The sequence below is a fragment of the Arthrobacter sp. Soc17.1.1.1 genome (assembly GCF_036867195.1).
Taxonomy (GTDB): domain Bacteria; phylum Actinomycetota; class Actinomycetes; order Actinomycetales; family Micrococcaceae; genus Arthrobacter_D.
The window spans coordinates 123807-143467 of the sequence record NZ_JBAJII010000001.1; the positions used below are offsets into that span (position 1 = coordinate 123807).

At 69.9% G+C, this 19661-nt stretch carries 19 protein-coding genes and 1 tRNA gene; 10 read left to right on the forward strand and 10 right to left on the reverse strand.

From position 1 onward, the window contains the following. Window positions 1-296: 296 nt before the first annotated feature. Entirely contained in the window at window positions 297-1682 is a 1386-nt protein-coding gene (radA, locus tag V6S67_RS00585) for a DNA repair protein RadA (protein ID WP_334208397.1), read from the reverse strand. A gap of 53 nt (window positions 1683-1735) precedes the next feature. Beyond that, complete coding sequence (locus V6S67_RS00590) at window positions 1736-2863, reverse strand: FUSC family protein (RefSeq protein ID WP_334208398.1); 1128 nt, start codon at window positions 2861-2863, stop codon at window positions 1736-1738. 223 nt (window positions 2864-3086) lie between these two features. On the opposite strand from V6S67_RS00590, the gene pstS reads away from it, so the two are divergent. From pstS to pstB, 4 genes are all read left to right on the forward strand, one after another. Then, entirely contained in the window at window positions 3087-4205 is a 1119-nt protein-coding gene (gene pstS, locus V6S67_RS00595; RefSeq protein ID WP_133080104.1) for a phosphate ABC transporter substrate-binding protein PstS, read from the forward strand. 142 nt (window positions 4206-4347) lie between these two features. Beyond that, window positions 4348-5280, forward strand: a complete 933-nt coding sequence (pstC, locus tag V6S67_RS00600; RefSeq protein WP_334208399.1) for a phosphate ABC transporter permease subunit PstC — start codon at window positions 4348-4350, stop codon at window positions 5278-5280. Continuing rightward, on the forward strand, window positions 5280-6386 hold the full coding sequence (pstA, locus tag V6S67_RS00605; RefSeq protein WP_334208400.1) for a phosphate ABC transporter permease PstA: 1107 nt from the start codon (window positions 5280-5282) through the stop codon (window positions 6384-6386). Before pstC ends, pstA begins: the two co-directional genes overlap by 1 nt. Window positions 6387-6416: 30 nt before the next feature. Beyond that, window positions 6417-7196: a phosphate ABC transporter ATP-binding protein PstB gene (gene pstB / locus V6S67_RS00610; RefSeq protein ID WP_334208401.1), complete on the forward strand. Its 780-nt coding sequence runs from the start codon at window positions 6417-6419 to the stop codon at window positions 7194-7196. Window positions 7197-7368: 172 nt separating this feature from the next. Here pstB and V6S67_RS00615 read toward each other — a convergent pair whose 3' ends face one another. The 3 genes from V6S67_RS00615 to V6S67_RS00625 form a co-directional block, all read right to left on the reverse strand. After that, window positions 7369-8379 (reverse strand): inorganic phosphate transporter, encoded by a 1011-nt coding sequence (locus V6S67_RS00615; protein ID WP_334208402.1) that lies wholly within the window; start codon window positions 8377-8379, stop codon window positions 7369-7371. Then, on the reverse strand, window positions 8380-8997 hold the full coding sequence (locus V6S67_RS00620; protein ID WP_334208403.1) for a DUF47 domain-containing protein: 618 nt from the start codon (window positions 8995-8997) through the stop codon (window positions 8380-8382). Between the two features lie 224 nt (window positions 8998-9221). Then, on the reverse strand, window positions 9222-9869 hold the full coding sequence (locus V6S67_RS00625; RefSeq protein ID WP_334208404.1) for a hypothetical protein: 648 nt from the start codon (window positions 9867-9869) through the stop codon (window positions 9222-9224). Window positions 9870-10015: 146 nt separating this feature from the next. On the opposite strand from V6S67_RS00625, the gene V6S67_RS00630 reads away from it, so the two are divergent. Further along, a tRNA-Lys gene (locus tag V6S67_RS00630) sits at window positions 10016-10092 on the forward strand. 43 nt (window positions 10093-10135) lie between these two features. On the opposite strand, the gene V6S67_RS00635 is transcribed toward V6S67_RS00630, so the two are convergent. Beyond that, window positions 10136-10891, reverse strand: a complete 756-nt coding sequence (locus tag V6S67_RS00635) for a ZIP family metal transporter (RefSeq protein ID WP_334208405.1) — start codon at window positions 10889-10891, stop codon at window positions 10136-10138. 149 nt (window positions 10892-11040) lie between these two features. On the opposite strand from V6S67_RS00635, the gene V6S67_RS00640 reads away from it, so the two are divergent. From V6S67_RS00640 to V6S67_RS00660, 5 genes are all read left to right on the forward strand, one after another. Next, the gene (locus tag V6S67_RS00640) at window positions 11041-11733 is read left to right on the forward strand and encodes a hypothetical protein (protein ID WP_334208406.1); all 693 of its coding nucleotides are present in this window, start codon (window positions 11041-11043) and stop codon (window positions 11731-11733) included. A 37-nt stretch (window positions 11734-11770) separates the two neighbouring features. Beyond that, window positions 11771-13045 carry an endonuclease/exonuclease/phosphatase family protein gene (locus V6S67_RS00645; protein WP_334208407.1) on the forward strand — a complete coding sequence of 425 codons (1275 nt, stop codon included), beginning with the start codon at window positions 11771-11773 and terminating at the stop codon, window positions 13043-13045. A gap of 228 nt (window positions 13046-13273) precedes the next feature. Continuing rightward, window positions 13274-13534 (forward strand): hypothetical protein, encoded by a 261-nt coding sequence (locus tag V6S67_RS00650; RefSeq protein WP_334208408.1) that lies wholly within the window; start codon window positions 13274-13276, stop codon window positions 13532-13534. Between the two features lie 152 nt (window positions 13535-13686). Beyond that, window positions 13687-14421, forward strand: a complete 735-nt coding sequence (locus V6S67_RS00655; RefSeq protein WP_334208409.1) for a hypothetical protein — start codon at window positions 13687-13689, stop codon at window positions 14419-14421. Continuing rightward, complete coding sequence (locus V6S67_RS00660; RefSeq protein ID WP_334208410.1) at window positions 14418-15140, forward strand: hypothetical protein; 723 nt, start codon at window positions 14418-14420, stop codon at window positions 15138-15140. Before V6S67_RS00655 ends, V6S67_RS00660 begins: the two co-directional genes overlap by 4 nt. Before the next feature lie 285 nt (window positions 15141-15425). Here the strand turns inward: V6S67_RS00660 and V6S67_RS00665 are convergent, their stop codons facing one another. The 4 genes from V6S67_RS00665 to V6S67_RS00680 are packed head-to-tail and all read right to left on the reverse strand — an operon-like array spanning window position 15426 to window position 19660. Continuing rightward, window positions 15426-15704: an HPr family phosphocarrier protein gene (locus V6S67_RS00665; RefSeq protein WP_055765843.1), complete on the reverse strand. Its 279-nt coding sequence runs from the start codon at window positions 15702-15704 to the stop codon at window positions 15426-15428. 52 nt (window positions 15705-15756) lie between these two features. Beyond that, complete coding sequence (locus V6S67_RS00670; protein WP_334208411.1) at window positions 15757-17874, reverse strand: PTS fructose transporter subunit IIABC; 2118 nt, start codon at window positions 17872-17874, stop codon at window positions 15757-15759. After that, window positions 17874-18896 (reverse strand): 1-phosphofructokinase family hexose kinase, encoded by a 1023-nt coding sequence (locus tag V6S67_RS00675; protein ID WP_334208412.1) that lies wholly within the window; start codon window positions 18894-18896, stop codon window positions 17874-17876. The genes V6S67_RS00670 and V6S67_RS00675 overlap by 1 nt, the downstream gene beginning before the upstream one ends. After that, window positions 18893-19660 (reverse strand): DeoR/GlpR family DNA-binding transcription regulator, encoded by a 768-nt coding sequence (locus tag V6S67_RS00680; protein WP_334208413.1) that lies wholly within the window; start codon window positions 19658-19660, stop codon window positions 18893-18895. The genes V6S67_RS00675 and V6S67_RS00680 overlap by 4 nt, the downstream gene beginning before the upstream one ends. Window position 19661 lies beyond the last annotated feature (1 nt).

The following is a 19661-nucleotide window of genomic DNA, read 5'->3' on the forward strand; positions in this document are numbered from 1 at the left end:
TCGCCGCCCGCGCTGTCGATGGCCCGGCGCAGTCGGGCGGCCACCGTCGAGCTCGGACGGCGGGCAGGAGCTGCGGGAATACCCGCGCAGCCGAACATAATACTACTGGCGTGCAGGAATTCCTCCGTATCGGCGCCGTCGCAGATCGGTAACGCTCGGAATCGACGCCCCCGCCGACGCCCCCGCCGACGCCACTGCCGACGCCCCCGCCGACGCCACTGAACCGGCGGTCGCACTCACCCTGGCGTCGCGGCCGCATCCCGGCGACATCCGGACCGTCTCCTGGAGGCGGTCTCCTAGAACAGGAGGGCGAGCGCCTCGGCGAGGGTGGAGACCTCCCGCACGGAGAAGCCCTTGGGTACGGGACCGGTGCCCCCGGGTGAGGACGGGACGATCGCGTGCGTGAACCCGAGCCGCTCCGCTTCCTGGATACGCCGCCCGATGCCCGGGACGGGGCGCACCTCCCCGGCGAGCCCCACCTCCCCGAACGCGATCAGCCGCGCGGGCAGGGGATGGTCGGTCTTCGCGGACGCGATCGCCAGCGCGACGGCGAGGTCGGTGGCGGGCTCGGTCAGGCGCACGCCACCGACCGTCGCCACATAGCTGTCGTCCTTGTGGAGGCTCACCGAGGCACGGCTCTGCAGCACCGCGAGCAGCATGGCCACGCGCGAGCTGTCGAGGCCGCTGGTGGCCCGGCGTGGCTGCGAGTTGGGGGACTCGGCCAGCAGTGCCTGCACCTCCGCGAGGAGCGGACGCCGGCCCTCGAGCGTCACCGTGATGCAGGTCCCCGACACGGGGTCCTTGGTGCGCGAGACGAAGAGTCCGCTGGGATCGGCGAGTCCCTCGATGCCGCCGTCCGTCAGGTCGAAGCACCCCACCTCGTCCGTGGGCCCGTACCGGTTCTTCACGGCGCGCAGCAGGCGCAGGCGCGAGTGGCGCTCGCCCTCGAACTGGCAGACGACGTCGACGAGGTGCTCGAGGAGCCTCGGCCCGGCGATCGAGCCGTCCTTGGTAACATGGCCGACGAGGAGCGTGGTCATGCCGCGGGCCTTGGCCGCCCCGATGAGGGACGCCGCCACCTCGCGGACCTGCGTGACACCGCCGGCGCTGCCGTCCACGGCCGCGCTGCTGAGGGTCTGCACGGAGTCGACGATCAGCAGCGCGGGGTCGATCGACTCCACCTGGCCGAGTGCCTGGCCGAGGTCCGTCTCCGCGCTCAGGTACAGCGAGTCGGCGACGGCGTCGATCCGGTCAGCGCGCAGCTTCACCTGGGCCGCCGACTCCTCACCCGTGACGTAGAGGACGTCCTTGCCCAGCCGCGCCACCCGCGCAGCGACATCGAGCAGCAGCGTGGACTTGCCGACCCCGGGCTCACCGGCGAGCAGGATGACGGCTCCCGGGACCAGCCCGCCGCCGAGCACGCGGTCGAGCTCGTCGATCTTCGTCGGCTGGAACCCGGACAGGGTGGCGTCGACCTCGGCGATCCGCCGCGCCGGAGTCGTCACGGCGGCCGCGGCCGTGGTCCGCGCGACCACCTGGCCCGTCTCCTCGACCGTGCCCCACGCCTGGCATTCGCCGCACCGCCCCACCCATTTCGCGGTCGTCCAGCCGCACTCGGCGCAGCGGTAGTTCGGGGCGTTGCTGCGGCTCGCGCGTGCGGCGGCGGAGGTCTTCGTGGGCATGGTTTCAGGCTACCGGCGTGCACCGACAGCATGGCCCGCCCGGTCCTGCCGGGTCAGAGGCGGGGCAGGTAGTCCGCGGCGTCCTCGTGGGACAGGCCCGTGGCGCTGAGGAGGTCGACGACGAGCGGGCGCAGGAGCAGCACCAGCCCCTCACCCTCGAGACGGCTGATGTTGAGGGTCGCCGGGTGGAGATCGGTGGCGACGGCCGCGAGTTCGTTGCGCGCCTGCCGCAGGTTCAGGCGCCGCTCGGCCGAATCACCCGCCGAGAGCGCCCGGCTCAGCACGTCGACGGCGTCGGCCGTGTCGTCGAGCGACTGGCCGAGGGCCTCGATCGCCTCGTCGGTCAGCGCCGCATGGTTGATGGCCGAGGTCAGCCGGCGGGAGAACACGCGGCTGTTGCGGATGGCGAGGTCGATCGAGTCGATGGCGGTGCGCAGGTCGCCGAGCTCGTCGCGATGGCGCCGATACGCGGGCGAGATGCGTGCCACCTCCTGCGCGGCCTTCATGCCGCCCGTCAGGGTGTCGAGCTGGGACTGGCAGTTCCGGGCACGGACCAGTGCGTGCCACGCCAGGGTGGAATCGCTCTGCCGGAGGGCCGAGGCGCCGTCGCGGAGCACGCCGGAGAGCTCGCCCAGGAGCCCGCGCACGTTGGACTTCGGTTCGCGGCGCGGATCCCGGGGCAGGAGCACGGTGATCGCGAGCGCGAAGAGGCCGCCCACGATCGCGTCGACGCTCCGCGTGAACGGGCCGCCCTGCGGGGCGGGGAGCAGCACCACGAGCAGGGACTGCAGCCCGAGCTGCGTGGTGAAGATGGTGCCGCTGTCCAGGAACCGGGCCAGCAGGATCGAGATGAACAGCACGACCGCCGCCTGCCACAGGCCGGTACCGAACAGGGTGAGCAGGAGATCGCCGACGGAGATGCCGAGCGTGCAGCCGATCGCCACCTCGAGCACCCGCCGGATGCGCGGGTCCCGGGAGAAACCGAGCGAGATCATCGACGACGTCGCGGCGAACAGCGGCCCGCTGTGGCCGAGGACCTCCTCGGCGAAGGCGTACGCACCCACCGCACAGACCGTCATCTGCAGTGCCGCGACCACCGAGTTGGAACTGCGCCTGAGGCCCGTGCGAGAACGCCTGCGCAGGAAGGCGAGGGTTGCGGATATTCCCTGGCGCGGCGGCATGCACCCAGTCTAGGAGGTGCATCGAAGCGAGACGTTCGTCTCATTCACCGGCGCGAACCGGCCATGCAGGTCAATGGCCCTGCGCTGTTCACCTTCCGTTAATGTCGCTTGGTCAGTCTCGTTACCTGCACTGCCTAGCTTCGAGGATGTACAAGAACGCGTACATCTCTACCGAGTGCCTCTCGTGCACCGATGAATACTTCCCTGGAAGGGGCAAAATTTCGTGAAGGCTCTTCGCTTTGGCCGCGCTGCGGCAGTTATCTCCGTAGCCGCGCTGGCGCTGACCGCTTGTGGTTCCGACAACGCCACCGGCGAGCCCGCCGCAGAGGGACCCGCGTCCTCCGCCGCCGGCACCGCCGTGTCCGGAACCCTGACCGGCATCGGCGCCTCGTCGCAGAACTCTGCGATGGAGGCCTGGAAGGCCGGTTTCGAGTCCGCCAACCAGGGCGCCATGGTGCAGTACTCCCCGGACGGATCCGGTGCGGGCCGCAAGGCCTTCCTGAGCGGCGGCGCGCAGTTCGCCGGCTCGGACGCCTACCTCAAGGACGAAGAGATGACCCAGGCCATGGAGGTCTGCGGCCCCGACGGCGCCATCAACATCCCGGCCTACATCTCGCCGATCGCGATCGCCTTCAACCTCGAGGGCGTCACCGAGCTGAACCTCGACGCCCCCACCATCGCGCAGATCTTCGGCAAGAAGATCACCACCTGGAACGATCCCGCGATCGCTGCCCAGAACGAGGGCGTCGAGCTCCCCGACACCCCCATCACCGTCGTGCACCGCTCGGACGAGTCAGGCACCACCGAGAACTTCGTCGACTACCTCGCCGCCGCGGCCCCCGAGGACTGGACCTACGAGGTCAGCGGCGCCTGGCCCGCAGAACTGCAGTCCGAGAACGCCAAGGGCACCTCGGGTGTCGTCCAGACGGTCACCTCGACCGACGGCGCCATCACCTACGCCGACGCCTCCGCCGTGGGAGACCTCGGCAAGGCCAAGGTCAAGGTCGGCGAGGAGTACACGGAACTCAGCTCCGACGCAGCCGCCAAGGCCGTCGAGGTCGCCACCCCGGTCGAGGGCCGCCCCGAGACCGACATGTCCCTCGAGCTCGAGCGCGACACCACCGAGTCCGGTGCCTACCCCGTCGTCCTCGTCAGCTACCACGTGTACTGCACCTCCTACGACAGCCAGGAGACCGTCGACCTCGTGAAGGCGTTCGGCTCCTACGTCATCAGCGAGGAAGGCCAGGCAGAGGCCGAGGCCTCCGCCGGCAACGCCCCGCTGTCCGCGTCGCTCAGCGAGAAGGCCAAGGCCTCGATCGAATCGATCAAGGTCGCCTCCTAGCGAGGCCTCCCGGTCCCGTCTGGTCTAATAAAGACCGGGCGGGACCGTCCGCCGTTCACGGCTGGCATCAGCAGTGACCCCCCGTCGGTCCGTTACCGGGCCGTCACTGCAAACGAAATCGACCGCCCTGGAAGGCAGAGACGTGTCAACCAATACGCTGAAAGCGACGACAGATCGAGGCCGCGCAGGCGACAAGATCTTCTCGGGAATCTCCCTCACGGCCGGTGTCCTGATCCTGGCAGTGCTCTTCAGCGTCGCCGTGTTCCTGCTGGTGCAGGCAGCACCGACCTTCACGGCCGACCCCGCCGAGATCACCGGCGGCAACGGCTTCACCGCGTACATCCTGCCGATCGTCATCGGCACCGTCATCGCCGCGGTCATCGCGCTGATCATCGCGACACCCATCGGTATCGCGGTCGCCCTCTTCATCTCGCACTACGCGCCGCGGCGCCTCGCACGGGCCTTCGGGTACGTCATCGACCTGCTCGCGGCCATCCCCTCGGTGATCTACGGCGCCTGGGGCTACATCGTCCTCGCGCCGCAGCTCGCCAAGGGCTACACGTGGCTCGCCGAGAACCTCGGCTGGATCCCGATCTTCGCCGGACCGGCCAGCCAGACCGGCAAGACCATGCTCACCGCCGGCATCGTCCTCGCGGTCATGGTGATCCCCATCATCACGTCTCTCAGCAGGGAGATCTTCCTGCAGACACCGAACCTCCACGAGGAGGCGGCGCTCGCGATGGGCGCCACGCGCTGGGAGATGGTGCGCATGGCCGTCCTGCCGTTCGCCCGCCCCGGCATCATCAGCGCCACCATGCTCGGCCTCGGCCGTGCCCTCGGCGAGACCATGGCCGTGGCCCTGGTCCTCTCGCCGGGCACCCTCGTGGCGAGCCTCGTGAAGACGGGCAACCAGACGATCGCGGCCGAGATCGCCCTGAACTTCCCGGAGGCCTTCGGCCTGCGCCTCAACGAGCTGATCGCGGCGGGCCTCGTGCTCTTCGTCATCACGCTGATCGTCAACATGATCGCCCGCTTCATCATCACCCGGCACAAAGAATTCTCGGGAGCGAACTAATGGCAGCGAACCAGACCCTGCAGCGTCGCCAGTCGCAGCTCACGCGCGGGCACCTCCCCTCCTACGCCGTGTGGGTGGTCCTCGCGGCCGCCGTCATCCTCGGTGCGGCGCTCTCCTCCCTGATCGGGTTCAGCGTCATCGGCTGGGCGGTCATCTCCGCCGTCGTCTTCGTCATCGCGGCCACCATCGTCACCGCCGTCGGCGAGGGCGAACGCAAGGCCAAGGACCGGCTCGTCACGTTCCTCGTGTACGGGGCCTTCCTGATCGCGCTGCTGCCCCTCGTCTCGGTCCTCTGGACCGTCCTCGAACGGGGCGTCCCCGGCCTCAACTACAACTTCCTGTTCACGTCGATGAACGGCGTCACCGGAGCCGTGGACAACCAGGCCGTGGAGAACGGCACGCCCGTGCTGGGCGGCGCCTACCACGCCGTCCTCGGCACGCTGCAGATCACCCTCTGGGCGACGCTCATCTCCGTGCCCATCGGCCTGCTCACCGCCATCTACCTGGTCGAGTACGGTTCCGGCAAGAACCTCACCAAGGCGATCACGTTCTTCGTGGACGTCATGACCGGCATCCCCTCGATCGTGGCCGGCCTGTTCGCCGCCGCGCTGTTCGCGCTCCTGTTCGGACCGGGCACCCGTACGGGGTTCGTCGCCGCCGTCGCCCTGTCCGTCCTCATGATCCCCGTGGTGGTCCGGTCCACCGAGGAGATGCTGAAGATCGTCCCGAACGAGCTCCGCGAGGCCTCCTACGCGCTGGGCGTGCGCAAGTGGCGCACCATCACCAACGTGGTGATCCCGACGGCGATCTCCGGTATCGCCTCTGGCGTAACCCTCTCGATCGCCCGCGTGATCGGGGAGACCGCCCCTATCCTTGTAACGGCAGGATTCGCCAGCTCCATCAACTGGAACGTCTTCAGTGGCTGGATGAGCACGCTCCCCACCTTCATCTACTACCAGATCCTCACGCCGACCTCCCCGACGGCGCCCGATCCGAGTACACAGCGCGCCTGGGCCGCAGCGCTCCTGCTGATCCTCATGGTGATGCTCCTGAACCTGGTCGCCCGGTTCGTCGCCCGCATGTTCGCCCCCAAGACCAGCCGCTAAGCGCCCGCGGTACCTCACCCGAAGGAAGCAATGTCCAAGCGAATCGACGTCAAGGACCTCAACGTCTACTACAGCAAGTTCCTTGCGGTGGAGGACGTCAACATCAACATCGAAGCCCGTTCCGTGACGGCGTTCATCGGTCCCTCCGGCTGCGGCAAGTCCACCTTCCTCCGTACCCTGAACCGCATGCACGAGGTCATCCCCGGCGCGCGGGTCGAGGGCGAGGTGCTGCTCGACGGCGACAACCTGTACGACAGCGCCGTGGACCCGGTGACGGTGCGCGGGCAGATCGGCATGGTCTTCCAGCGGCCCAACCCGTTCCCGACGATGTCCATCCGCGACAACGTGCTGGCCGGCGTGAAGCTCAACAACAAGCGCATGAGCAAGTCGGATGCCGACGACCTCGTGGAGAAGTCGCTCAGCGGCGCCAACCTGTGGAACGAGGTCAAGGACCGCCTCGGCCGGCCGGGATCCGGCCTGTCCGGCGGCCAGCAGCAGCGTCTGTGCATCGCCCGCGCCATCGCGGTGTCCCCCCAGGTGATCCTGATGGACGAGCCCTGCTCCGCGCTGGACCCCATTTCCACGCTCGCCATCGAGGACCTCATCAACGAGCTCAAGTCCGAGTACACGGTCGTGATCGTGACGCACAACATGCAGCAGGCGGCCCGTGTGTCGGACAAGACGGCGTTCTTCAACATCGCCGGCACCGGCAAGCCGGGCAAGCTCATCGAGTACGACGACACCACCACGATCTTCAACAAGCCCTCGATCAAGGCGACGGAGGACTACGTCTCCGGTCGCTTCGGGTAGGCACGCACCCACGACGCGACACGGCACGGCACGACGGCGGCGGCTCCTGACGGGGCCGCCGTCGTCGTTCCGCCATCCGTACCCGGTGCGACCCGGCACTGCGGCCCTCCGCACGGGCCGTCCGCCCGGAGGCGGCGCCTCCACCGACGGCTGCCGCCGGCGGACGGGACGCCTACAGCAGCGGGCTCAGGGCCAGGAGGAAGACGGCGCCCAGCAGGGCCGTGGCCGGTGCCGTTCCGAGCCAGACGCCCAGGATGCGCGCCACCTGAGGCCGCTGGACCGAGGAGAAGCGCTGGTTCGCCCCGGCCCCGACGATCGCCGAGGTCATGGTGTGCGTGCTCGAGAGCGGGAAGTGCAGCGAGATGGCACCGATGAACAGCATCGCCGAGCTCACCCCCTGGGCCGTCATCCCGCGCAGCGGGTCGATGTGCACCAGCCGGTGACCGAGGGTGTGCGTGATGCGCCACCCGCCGAGGAGTGATCCCGCGCTCAGGAGGACGGCGGCGAAGACCTGCACCCACAGCGGCATGTCCGAGCCCGTGGCGTAGCCGGAGCCGACCAGTGCCAGCAGGATGATCGCCATGGTCCGCTGCCCGTCCTGGAGCCCGTGCCCGAGGGCGAAGGCCCCGGCCAGGACGGACTGCGCCATCCGGTTGCCCCGGTTCACGCCCCCGGGCGAGCGGTGCCGCAGCAGCCAGGTGGCCGGGAAAACCGCGGCGTACGCCAGGAGGTAGGCGACGATCGGGGAGAGCACGAGGGGCAGCACGATCTGCAGCAGGAGTGCCTCGCCCGCACCGCTCATCGCCGGACCGTCGGTCAGCTGCGACGCCCCGCCGGCGCCGAGGACCCCGCCGAGCAGGGCATGGGTGGAGGACGAGGGCTTGCCGCGGTACCAGGTGAACACGCCCCAGGCGCCGGCCGCCAGCAGCGCCGCGAGGAGGATGCCCAGACCGGTGGTGCCGGAGGGGAGCCCGAAGCCGGCGTCCGTGAAGAAGAGGGCCAGCGAGGTGCTGAGCAGTGCGCCGACGAGGTTGAACAGGGCAGCGAGCAGGACGGCGATGGTCGGGGTGAGGGCGCGGGTCCGGACCGCGGTGGCGACGGAGTTCGAGACGTCGTGGAAGCCGTTGAGGAACGCGAAACCGCCCGCGGCGATGATCACCGTGCCGAGGAGGAAGGGCTCCACCTACGATTCCTTGACGAGGATGCTGCCCACCTGGGTGGCTACCCGCCGGATGTCCTTGGTGACGTCGACCAGCTGGTTCGCCACGTCCCGGTGCCGCGCGTACACGAGCGGCTTGTGATCGTTCAGGAGCTCCGCGCACCAGCTGCGATGGGTACGTTCGGCACGCCGTGCCAGGCGCAGGATCTCGATCCAGTACTCCTCGAGATCCTCCATGGAGTTGAGCCGCTGCATGGCGGTCGCGGTCAGCTCGGCCTGCCGGTTGATGACCTCGAGCTGGTCGGCGGCCCGCCGGCTGAGCTTGTTCAGCTTGTACAGCGCGATGAGCTCTCCCGCGCCGTCGAGCTTCTCGATGGCCTCGTTGAGCAGGCGGGACAGCGCGTAGAGGTCCTCGCGGGGCAGGGGGTTGATGAAGGACGTCCGCATGGACGTCAGGAGCGCGAAGTGCAGGTCCGTCGAGGCCGATTCGTGCTGGTGCAGCTCCTCGGAGAGGCGGTCGTACTCCTGGGTGGAGGCGCCGAGGATGGCGGACATCGTCCCGACGCCGAGGACGAGTTGCTGCGCCATGCGGGAGAGCAGTTCCAGCCCAGCGTTCTCCTGCGGGAAGAGGCGTAGTTTCACGGAGTCTTCCTCGCAGCATATGGACGTATCAGCAAGCAGGCCGTGAAGGCGCTGGGTGCCGCAGGGCAAAGTAGTGGCGCCGAACCGGGAGCGCCTCTCGGCGGAAGGCCGCTCGAAGCGGCTGAGTGTTGAAGCCCGGGGGTTCCACGGTCCGACGCCGTGTTAAGTCTTGCCCTCCCCGGAGCCGCTGTCAACACAGGCCCGCTCCAGCTCGAGCGGATGCATCAGTCGAGTTCCCCGCGCCGCCAGGACGCCGCGGCGTGCTCGAGGTCCTCCGCGGTCTTGATGAGCTGGTGCGAATTGCGCGTCAGCTTCGAGGCGTGGGGGCCGTTCGCGAGTTCGGCGTCGTCGGCGTGGTTGGCCTGCCCGAGCGCGACCACGCGGCAGAAGGCGGCGAAGCGTTCGAGGGCCACGTCGAAGTCGCCCTCGAAGGCTCCGGAGAGGATGGTGTTGGCCATCGTGGTCATCTCGGTGGCACCGGGGGGCTCGGCGACGCCGGCCACGACCTTCGACACCTGGGCCACCTCCTTGCCGGAGGCGAAGTAGGCGGCGATCCGCTCGGGGTTCTGCTGCGTGGCGGCCCGCAGCGCGTACAGGCGCCACAGGGCCCCGGGCAGGGACCGCGCCGGGCTCTCCGCCCACATCTCCGCGATGGCCTCGAGCCCCTGCTGGTCCGCGAGTTCGACGAGGCGGCGCGTGACGTCCGGATCGTCGGTGTCGCGCCCGTGGTGCACGAGGGCGTGCGCGGCCATGTGGGCGGCCTCCGAGACCCGCGAGGGGTCCACCCCGCCGGCGAAGACCTCGAAGTCCGCCGGAGCGAAGGGCTTCGGCTTGTGGGGCCTCGGGCTCTTGTTGGTGTAGTCGCCGTCCATGGAACGAGGATACTCCTGCGGAAAATCGGGCCGGAAGGAGGGGTGCGGAGGCAGTCCTCGGAGTGTGGACGATTGCGATAAAGTAGGCGGGTCATCGCTCCGCGCCGGCGGATCGTCCTCGGATGCCCCGGACAGGGCGGTGTGGCGGGCCCTTAGCTCAGTTGGCTAGAGCAACGGACTTTTAATCCGTGGGTCGTGGGTTCGAGCCCCACAGGGCCCACCAGCTAGGACCCCGGGACTCCCCGGGGTCCTTTCCCGTTCCGGGCCTACCCGGACACCTCGTGGACCACGAAGGCCGTGAGGAAGCCGAGGGCGGCGATGAGCCCGGTCAGCAGGTGCTGCTTCTCGAAGGCCTCGGGGATCATGGTGTCGGCGACCATCGCGAGGATGGCGCCTGCGGCGATGGCCGTGATGAAGGCGACCGTGACGCCCGACGCCCCGTCCAGCAGCGCGTACCCCACGAGCGCCGCCAGCCCTGAGACCAGGGCGATCCCGCCCCAGAGCCCGAACACGTAGCGCGAGCTCCGCCCCGCGGTCTTCATGCCCGCTGTACTCGACAGCCCTTCGGGCACGTTGGAGATGAAGATCGCCACCAGCACGGCAGGGTTCACGGAGCCTCCCGCCACGAGTCCGAGTCCCAGGACGACGGACTCCGGGATGCCGTCGAGCAGCGCCCCGAGGGCGATCGCGTTGCCACTGCCGGCGGTGTCGGACTCCGAGGGCTGCTGCCCGCCGGAGCGCTTGCGGTGCTGGGCACCCTTCCGCGCGAGGGCGGCGTTGGCGCCCACGTAGGTCACCGCTCCGACGAGGAAGCCGAGGGCCGTGGGGACGAGCCCTCCGGTCTCCTGGGCCTCGGCGACGAGTTCGAAGGCGAGGGCCGAGATGAGCACGCCGGCACCGAACGCCATCACGAAGGACACGGTGCGCGGCGGCACCTTCCACTTCCAGGCGATGGCGCACCCGATGAGCAGCGCGCCGCCCGCGACGGCACCCCAGGCGAATGCTTGCAGCCACAGTGGCACAGGGCGCTCCTGTTCCCGCGCCCCATGGCGCGACGACGAAAAACCTGGCCCAGCCTGTCACAGGACACGCCCGGGTGACCGAGTGGATCGTGACCGGACCGGGGATTGACTCGCCGCCCCGGCTCGTCTGCACTGGTAGGAGGAACTGGGTGCCGCGCGCGCCGGAGGGCGTGCGGCGGCCGAGCAGAGAGGTGCCCATGGACGCCGTCGCCCTGGCCGGAAGCCTGGCCGCCTGTGCCGTGATGGTGGCGGCCGCAGCCCTGACCGGCTGGCGCCTCGACGCGGTCTCGCGCCGGGCCGGCGGGACCGACGACTACTTCTGGGTCGGCTTCGGCGGGATGGTGGTCCTCGTGGCGGCGGGCGTCGTCGGCGGGTCGCTCGGCGGCGGGGGAGCGGTCCTGGCGGTGGGCCTCGCCTCGGCGGGTGCGGCGGCCGCGTGGACGTGGCACCGCCATGGCCGGCGGAGCGTCGAGGCAGCCGAGGCCGCACGCGCGTCAGCCGGGGCGGAGCTGCGACGGCGCCACGCCGAGGTGGTCCGGCGGTGGGCGGAGTACGACCTCGACCCTGCCAGGGCGATCAGCTTCCCGGCCATGCACGATCCCCGCCATCCCGTGGGGAGGCCGGTGGTCCGTGCCCTGCGCGCGGCCGACGAAGCGCGTGACGGCGGCGCCGTCCCCGACCTCGACCGCTATGCAGCGGCCGTCCACCGGCTGGAGGAGGCGTTCCGCACCGCCGAACACGAGCTCGTCGCCGACGGCACGAGCCACCCGGCACGCCATCGCTCCTCCCCCGACCCTGAATCGTTACCTACGGTTCGGTTCCATGGAACCTTCCACGACTAGGCTTTAAGTTACCGAAACGAACAACTGGGGGAGGGTCATGATGCGCGTCCTGACGCACTGCTGTGCAGGCCTGCTGGCGGCTTCCCTGCTCGTCACCGCCGCGCCGGCCGCCCTGGCGGCGCCCACCGCCGACTCCCTGGGCGTGGCCCCCGACAGCAGGTCCGGGAACCGGCAGGAGGTGCGCTTCGCGACCTACAATGCGAGCCTCAACAGGCTCGCAGCGGGCGACCTGGTCCGCGATCTCGGCACCCCGAGCAACGCCCAGGCCCGGGCCGTCGCCGAGGTCCTCCAGATCAGTCGGCCCGACGTCGTGCTCCTCAACGAGTTCGACTACGTCCCGGGCAACCGGGCCGCCGACCTGTTCGACGAGAACTACCTCCGCGTCGGCCAGAACGGCAGGGCGCCCCTCGACTACCCGTACGTCTATACGGCGCCGTCCAACACGGGGGTCCCCAGCGGCTTCGACCTGAACAACGACGGCAGCGTCGGCGGGCCCGACGACGCCCTCGGCTTCGGCGCGTTCGAGGGCCAGTACGGGATGGTCATCTACTCCAGGTACCCGATCGAGACGGAGTCGGTGCGGACGTTCCGGGACTTCCTGTGGAGGGACATGCCAGGTGCACTCCTGCCCGACAATCCCGCCACGGACGCCCGGGACGACTGGTACTCCGCGGACGAACTCGCCGTCCTGCCGCTGTCCAGCAAATCCCACTGGGACGTCCCCGTGGACATCGGCGGCCGGACCGTCCACGTCCTTGCCAGCCATCCCACGCCTCCCGTCTTCGACGGACCCGAGGACCGCAACGGCCGGCGCAACAGCGACGAGATCCGCTTCTGGTCGGACTACGTCACGGGTGGGGACGGCGCCTCCTACATCCGCGACGACGACGGCGGGTCGGGCGGCCTCCGCCGCGGCGAACGCTTCGTGGTGATGGGTGATCAGAACAGCGACCCGCTCGACGGGGATTCCCTGCCCGGCTCGATCGGACGGCTGCTGGAGAACCGGCTCGTCCAGGACCCGCTGCCCGCGTCGCAGGGCGCCACCGAGGCAGCCGCGCTGCAAGGGGGCGCCAATGCCGGCCACGGCGGCGATCCGGCGTACGACACCGCCGATTTCGAGGACAGGAGCGGGGGTAACCTCCGCGTGGACTACGTGCTGCCGTCCCGCACCCTGAAGGTGGCCGGCTCCGGCGTGTTCTGGCCTCGCGCAGGCACGCCCGGTTCCGAGCTGACGGGGATCTTCCCCTTCCCCACCAGCGACCACCGGCTGGTCCACGTCGACGTCATCCTGAACGGCACCCGGCAACGCTGACCTTGTCGGGCCGCAGGCCCGGGTGTACGGTCGATCCCATGAGGACGATCCTGTTTCAGTAAGCGAGCCGGCTCACGCCGTGCTCAGCGCCACTTGTCGATGACATCTCTCCAAGGGCGCCTGCTGAAGCTGTCCGATTTCTCCCGGCACTCCCGTCGCGGCTCCTGCCGCGCGTCGTGATGACCGGTCGGGCACGTTCCGTGGGCGCAACCACCAGAAAGGAACACCATGACCGGCACGCCCCAGAAGAACCAGTCCCAGTCCGGCCCGCAGCCCGCAGGGAACCAGCCCGCTGAGAACGCGGTAGCGAACGGCACGCCGCCGGACCAGCCGCAGGGCCGCAGGCTCCAGGACGACCCGCGCGCGCAACTCGCGCTCGCGAAGAAGAATCACGCAGCCAATCCGACGGCCGCCTCGGGGGCCGCGCATATCAAGGCGGCGCACGAGAGCAGCAAGCAGGGAAAGAAGGAGAAGAAAGTGCGCTGGTAGGCGCTTTCCGATACCGGTCGACCGGCTGCCGGTGATAACCGGCTCAATTGGAGCTGGCTCCGAGTTCTGCGTATGGGGGAATCGCAGAAATCGGAGCCAGCGATCTCAGTATACTTCTACGCGAGCCCGGAAAGTCCAATCGAAAGGTGATGATGGCCGTCACAGCCAAAGCTTTTCAGCTGTGGCGTTCCCGAATCGCCCCGCAGGACACGCTGACCGATCTCTGCAGGATCGCCGGCATCAAACGCTCCACCCTCGCCCAGCAGCTGGTCCGCGGCAAGGTGTCGATCCCCACCGTCGTCGCCGTCGCCCGCGGGTACGGCCTGCCGCCCGTCGGCGCGCTCGCCCTGTTCGAGGGCTTCGAGGATCTCGAGCGCGGCACCACGCTGCCCACGGACGCCGAACTCGTCAGCCAGGTCTCGCACACCGACATCCTGCGCCTCCTGGTGGCCCGCAGCGAGGACAGGGAGTGCACCTGCACCGATGTCCAGCTGCGGCTCGCGCCGTTCCCGCACCGTAATTCGGTCCGCGCGTGGATCGAGGCGATCGATCCCGGGGACCTCCGTCAGCAGCTCGCGCTGAGCACCGGCGTGGCCCGGCAGAACCTCTCCGCGCAGCTCACGGCAGGCCGCCTCGCCCCCGAGATCGCGGTGCAGGCCGCACGCCTCGCGGGGGTGTCACTGACCAGCGGCCTCGTGGTGACGGGGCTGCTCACCCAGGCGGAGGGCGGGTGGCCCGAGGACGGCCGCGCCCGGGCACTGTGCGCCCTCAGCGACCTGGACCTCGTGTTCCTCGCACGGGACCGGCTGGACGTGCTCGGCAAGCAGCTCCGGCGGGCGGAACTCGACGACGGCAAGGATCGCGCGATGTGGGAGAACCTCGGATGACCACCACGACCATCCAGTGGGTCGCGCTCGGACTGTGTGCTGCCGGCGCGGCGGTGCGGGTCCCCGGCGCGCGGAGGGGGCGCGGGCGGACGGTCTTCATCGCCCTGGTGCTGCTGACCCTCGCCGTCGGCCTGTCGATCGCACCGATCTACGAGGCCGTCGACGGTGTCCTGGGCGCGGTCAACCTCGCGAACCTGCTCCTCCGTCTCACCCTGTATACCGTGTTCGTGCTGCTCGGCATCCGCATGGCGGCGGCCTTCGATTCGCCCCTCGCCCGCCGGCTCATCGTCGGGCCCTTCGGCGTCGCGGTCCTCGCGGTGACCGTCGCCTCGACGCTGTACTTCTTCGTGGCCAGCGAGCTGCCCGGCAGCTCCACCGCCCTGATCGCGTTCGGGGACCAGGACACGGTGCAGCAGTACGCCGCGGTGGGCCGCCTCTATCCCGGCTACGTGGCCGGCTGCCTGGTGATCCCCGCGATCGCCTCGGCCGTCGACCGCCGGGCACGGACCATCCACCGCGTGGCATGCGCACTCCTCGCCGGTGGCTTCTCGCTCGTGGTGGTGTTCGTGCTGCTGCGGCTGACCGCCCTCGACCTGATGGCCTGGGACTATCTCCTGCCGTTCTCGGCCATCGTGCTCACCGTGCTGGGACTGTGCCTGATCTGGCTGAGCCACATCCTCGGCAGGAGGCGCCGGACGGGCGCGAACCGGCTCGCCTAGGCCTCCGCATCTCCCTCGATACGGATGCTTGCCCCACGCAATAAAAGAGACACAATCGTGTCCTCGGTGCATTCACGGTTTCATGATCGTGTGTAAAAATAATGATTATGTAACTGCCGCTTTCCGTGGGGGGTCAGCGGATCGTTACCCGGCAGATAGGTGTGTCCATTAGAACGGGTGGACCCACCTATTTGTTCTTAAGCACTCCGATAGCACCCGGACGCCGAAAAGGGCGCCGCCCGCCGCGAAGTCGCGGGGGTGGCGCCCTTTTCGGTGTGGCCGGTGCTACTCGGCGTCGTGGTCCGTCTCGATGATGCGTGCGAGCGATTCGAGCGCGTCCTCGGCGCCGTCGCCCTCGGCGCGCAGCACGATCACGTCGCCGTGCGAGGCGCCGAGGCTCATGAGGGACAGGATGCTGGAGGCGTCCATCGCCTCCTCGGCGGGCTCGCCGTCCATGGCGATGGTGACCTCGAGGGGGAGTTCACCGGCGGCCTCCGCGAAGATGGAGGCCGGACGGGCGTGCAGTCCCACGCGACTCGCGACGGTTGCCTTGCGTTCTGCCATGATGTTCTCCTTGTTCGTGAATGGGTTCAGGTACAGCCAACCGGACCCGGGGTCAGGCTGCAACCGGCTCGGCGACGGCGGCGCTCTTCTTGCTCGTGGCGTACCGCTTCAGGGCGATGACGGCCAGTGCCGAGATGACCGTCCCGACCAGGATGGCGAGGATGAACATCAGCACGTTCCCGATGGCGAAGAAGACGAAGATACCGCCGTGGGGGGCCTGCGAGGTGACTCCGGTGCCCATCACGATCGCTCCGGTGACCGCGGAGCCCAGGAGGGACGCCGGGATGACGCGCAGCGGATCCGCTGCCGCGAACGGGATGGCACCCTCCGAGATGAACGCGGCGCCCAGCAGCCAGGCGGCCTTGCCGTTCTCGCGCTCCGCAAGGGTGAACCGGCGGCGGTCGAGGCTCGTGGCGAGTGCCATGGCGAGCGGCGGGACCATGCCGGCTGCCATCACCGCGGCCATGATCTGCCACGGTGCCTGGTTGTCGATGGAGCCGGCGCCCAGGCCGGCGACGGCGAACGAGTAGGCCACCTTGTTCACGGGGCCGCCGAGGTCCACGGCCATCATGAGTCCGAGGATGACCCCGAGGCCCACTGCCGCGGTGCCGGTGAGACCGGAGAGCCAGTTGTTCAGGCCCACCGTGATCGCGGCGATGGGTCCGCCGAGGACGAGGAACATCAGGCCGGACGCCACGATGGACGCCACGAGCGGGATGATGACCACGGGCATCAGGCTCCGCAGCCAGCGCGGCACCGAGAGTCGACCGATCATCATGGCGACGTACCCGGCGAGCAGGCCGCCGACGATGCCGCCGAGGAAGCCCGCGCCCATGAATCCCGCGACGGCGCCGGCGACGAAGCCGGGTGCGATGCCCGGCCGGTCGGCCAGCGCGTACGCGATGTAGCCGGCGAGGGCGGGGACCAGGAAGCCGAGCGACAACTGGCCGATCTTGAAGGCCACGGCCCCCAGGTACTCACCGAGCCCTCCGGCCGGCAGGTTCACGAGGCTGTTCTCGAGGACCACGACATCGGCGGTCTCGGTGATGAGGTACCCGCCGAGCAGGAAGCCGAGGGCGATCAGGAGGCCGCCTCCTGCGACGAACGGGATCATGTAGCTGACGCCGGTGAGGAGCGCGCGCTTGAGGGTGCTGCCGATACCGTCCCGGCCACCGTCGTCGTCCGTCTGCTCGCCGCCGGCGGTGCCGGCGACCCTGCGGGCGTTCGGGTTCGAGGCGGCCGCGACGGCCTCCTCGACCATCTCGCCCGGCTCGTCGATGCCACGCTTGACGGGAGCGGAGATCACGGGGAGGCCCGCGAAGCGCTGCTTGTCGCGCACGTCGACGTCGACGGCGAAGATCACGGCGTCGGCCGCGGCGATCACCGCGGGGTCCAGCGGCGTGGCGCCGGAGGAGCCCTGCGTCTCGACCTGGAGGTCGATCCCGCGCTCCTTCGCTGCGGCGACGAGGGAGTCGGCCGCCATGTACGTGTGGGCGATCCCGGTGGGGCAGGCGGTGACGGCGACGAGGCGCCGCACCTTGGTGTCCGTGGATGCGCCGTGCTCGAGGGCGGGTCCGGTGGTGTCGGTCCCTCCCGGTGCGGTGCCGAGCGTCGCGGCGGCCTCGCTGGTCCGTGACCCGGCGCCGGCGGTCGCAGCGACACCGGCGGCACCTGCGGCGTGGGCCCCGGCTGGTTCCGGTGTCGACGCCGGGGCGTCGCCGAGGCCCAGCGCGCCGTTGACGAGGGCGACGACGTCGGCCGGCGTCCGGGCGGCGCGCAGGGAGGCCGTGAAGTCCTTCTTGATCAGTGATCGCGCGAGCTTGGACAGCAGCTTCAGGTGCTCCTGGTCCGCGCCGTCGGGTGCGGCGATGAAGAAGACGAGGTCCGCCGGCCCGTCCTTCGCCCCGAAGTCGACGGGTGGTGCGAGGCGGGCCATGGCGAGGGTGGCTTCGGAGACCGCCGTGGAGCGGCAGTGCGGGATGGCGATGCCTCCGGGGACACCCGTGGAGGTCTTGTTCTCCCGGGCGAGGGCGTCGGCGTACAGGCCGTCGACCTCGGTGGAGCGGCCCTGCGCGGCGACCTGTTCCGCGAGGTAGCGGATCACCGAGGACCGTTCGGTCCCCAGGTCCTTGTCCAGAGTCACAAGCTCCGGAGTGATGAGATCGGACATCAGATTTCCTCCTGTGCGAGGGACCCTGCGGTGGGCCCCGTGGCGCTCGGTTCGATCACGGGCAGCGTGACCATGAGGGGGGTGACCACGACGACGCCGGGCGTCGTCTGGTCGAGGGAAGGAACGGTGGAGCCTGGTAGGGCGGCTGCTGCCGATCCGTGGGCGACGGCCTGGCGCAGGCAGTTCTCGGGGAGTTCGCCTGCACTGTGCGCCAGCAGGTAGCCGGCCAGCGCGGAGTCTCCCGCGCCGACCGTGGATCGTGCCGTGACGGGCGGGTGCACGGCGTGCCAGGCCCCCGCGTTCGTCACGAGCAGGGCGCCCTTGGAACCAAGGGTCGCCAGGACCGCTCCGACCCCCGCGGTGATGAGCACCGCGCAGGCCTTGGCGGCCAGTTCGAAGTCCTGCTCCAGTTCGTCGCCGGTACCGATGCCGGTGAGCTCGCTGAGTTCCTCGGCATTGGGTTTCAGCAGGTCCGGCGCGGGGAGGCCGGCGGCCGCCTCGATGAGGGGTTCGCCGGAGGAATCGATCGCCACGCGCGGCGCGGCTGATCCGTAGGTGGCACGGACGGCCGCGGTGACGCGGGTGTAGAACGTCGGGGGGATCCCCGGGGGCAGGGATCCGGCGAGGACCAGCCAGTCCGCGCCGTCGCTCTCGGCGACGACGACGGCGAGGAGGTCCTCGAGGTGCTCCGCGGAGAGTTCGGGGCCGGGTTCGTTGATCTTCGTCGTGGTGCCGTCGGGTTCGGTGATGGCCGTGTTGATACGGAGGGCCGCACCGATCGGCAGGTTCCGGAACGGGACGGAGACGGAGCGCAGGCCCGTGAGCACGGGGTCGTCGTCGTCGCCCGGCAGGACGGCGAGGGTGCGGGTGCCGGACATGGCGAGTGCGCGGCTGACGTTCACGCCCTTGCCGCCCGCCTCCTGCACCACGTGGGTGGCACGCTGCACGGCGCCGCGGGTGAGCGGCGCGCCGATGGCGACGGTGCGGTCGATGCTGGGGTTCGCGGTGAGGGTCAGGATCATGCCACGATCACCTCCACATCGGCGTCGGCGAGGGCGGCTGCGAGGGCGTTGCGCGGTGCGCGGTCGGTGATGAGTGCATCGATCTCCTCCAGGGTGGCGAAACTGATCAGGGTCTCCTCGTCGAACTTCGACGCGTCGGCGAGGAGCACCACGCGGCGGGCCGAACGGACGATGGCGGTCTTCACCGCTGCCTCGTCGACATCGGGGGTGCTGAGGCCGAAGCCCGCGCTGATGCCGTTGGCGCCGATGAAGGCGATGTCGGCGCGCAGGCGGGAGAAATGGGCGACGGTGCTGCTGCCCACGGCCGCGCTCGTGAGGGCCCGGACCCGGCCGCCCACGAGTTCGACGCTCAGGCCCGCACCGGAGACGAGTGCCGCGATGGGGACGGAGTGGGTCACCACGGCGAGCCCCGGGCGTGCCTCGTCGACGAGCAGGTCGGCCAGCCCACCCGTGGTGCTGCCGGCGTCGAGCACCACGGCCCCGGTCTCGGGGGCGAGGGCGAGGGCGGTCTCGGCGATGCGCCTCTTCTCGGGGGAGTGCTGCCCGGAGCGGCTGATGAGGCTCGGCTCGTGGGTGGTGGCGCCGCTGCCGGCGATCGCACCCCCGTGCACACGGCGCAGCACGCCGTCGTTCTCGAGCAGTGCGAGGTCCCGGCGGACGGTCTCCTTGGTGATGCCGAAGCGGGAGGAGAGGCCTGCCACCGTGACGCGTCCATCGGCGGAGACGAGGCTGCTGATCTGCCGGTACCGTTCTTCCGCGAACATG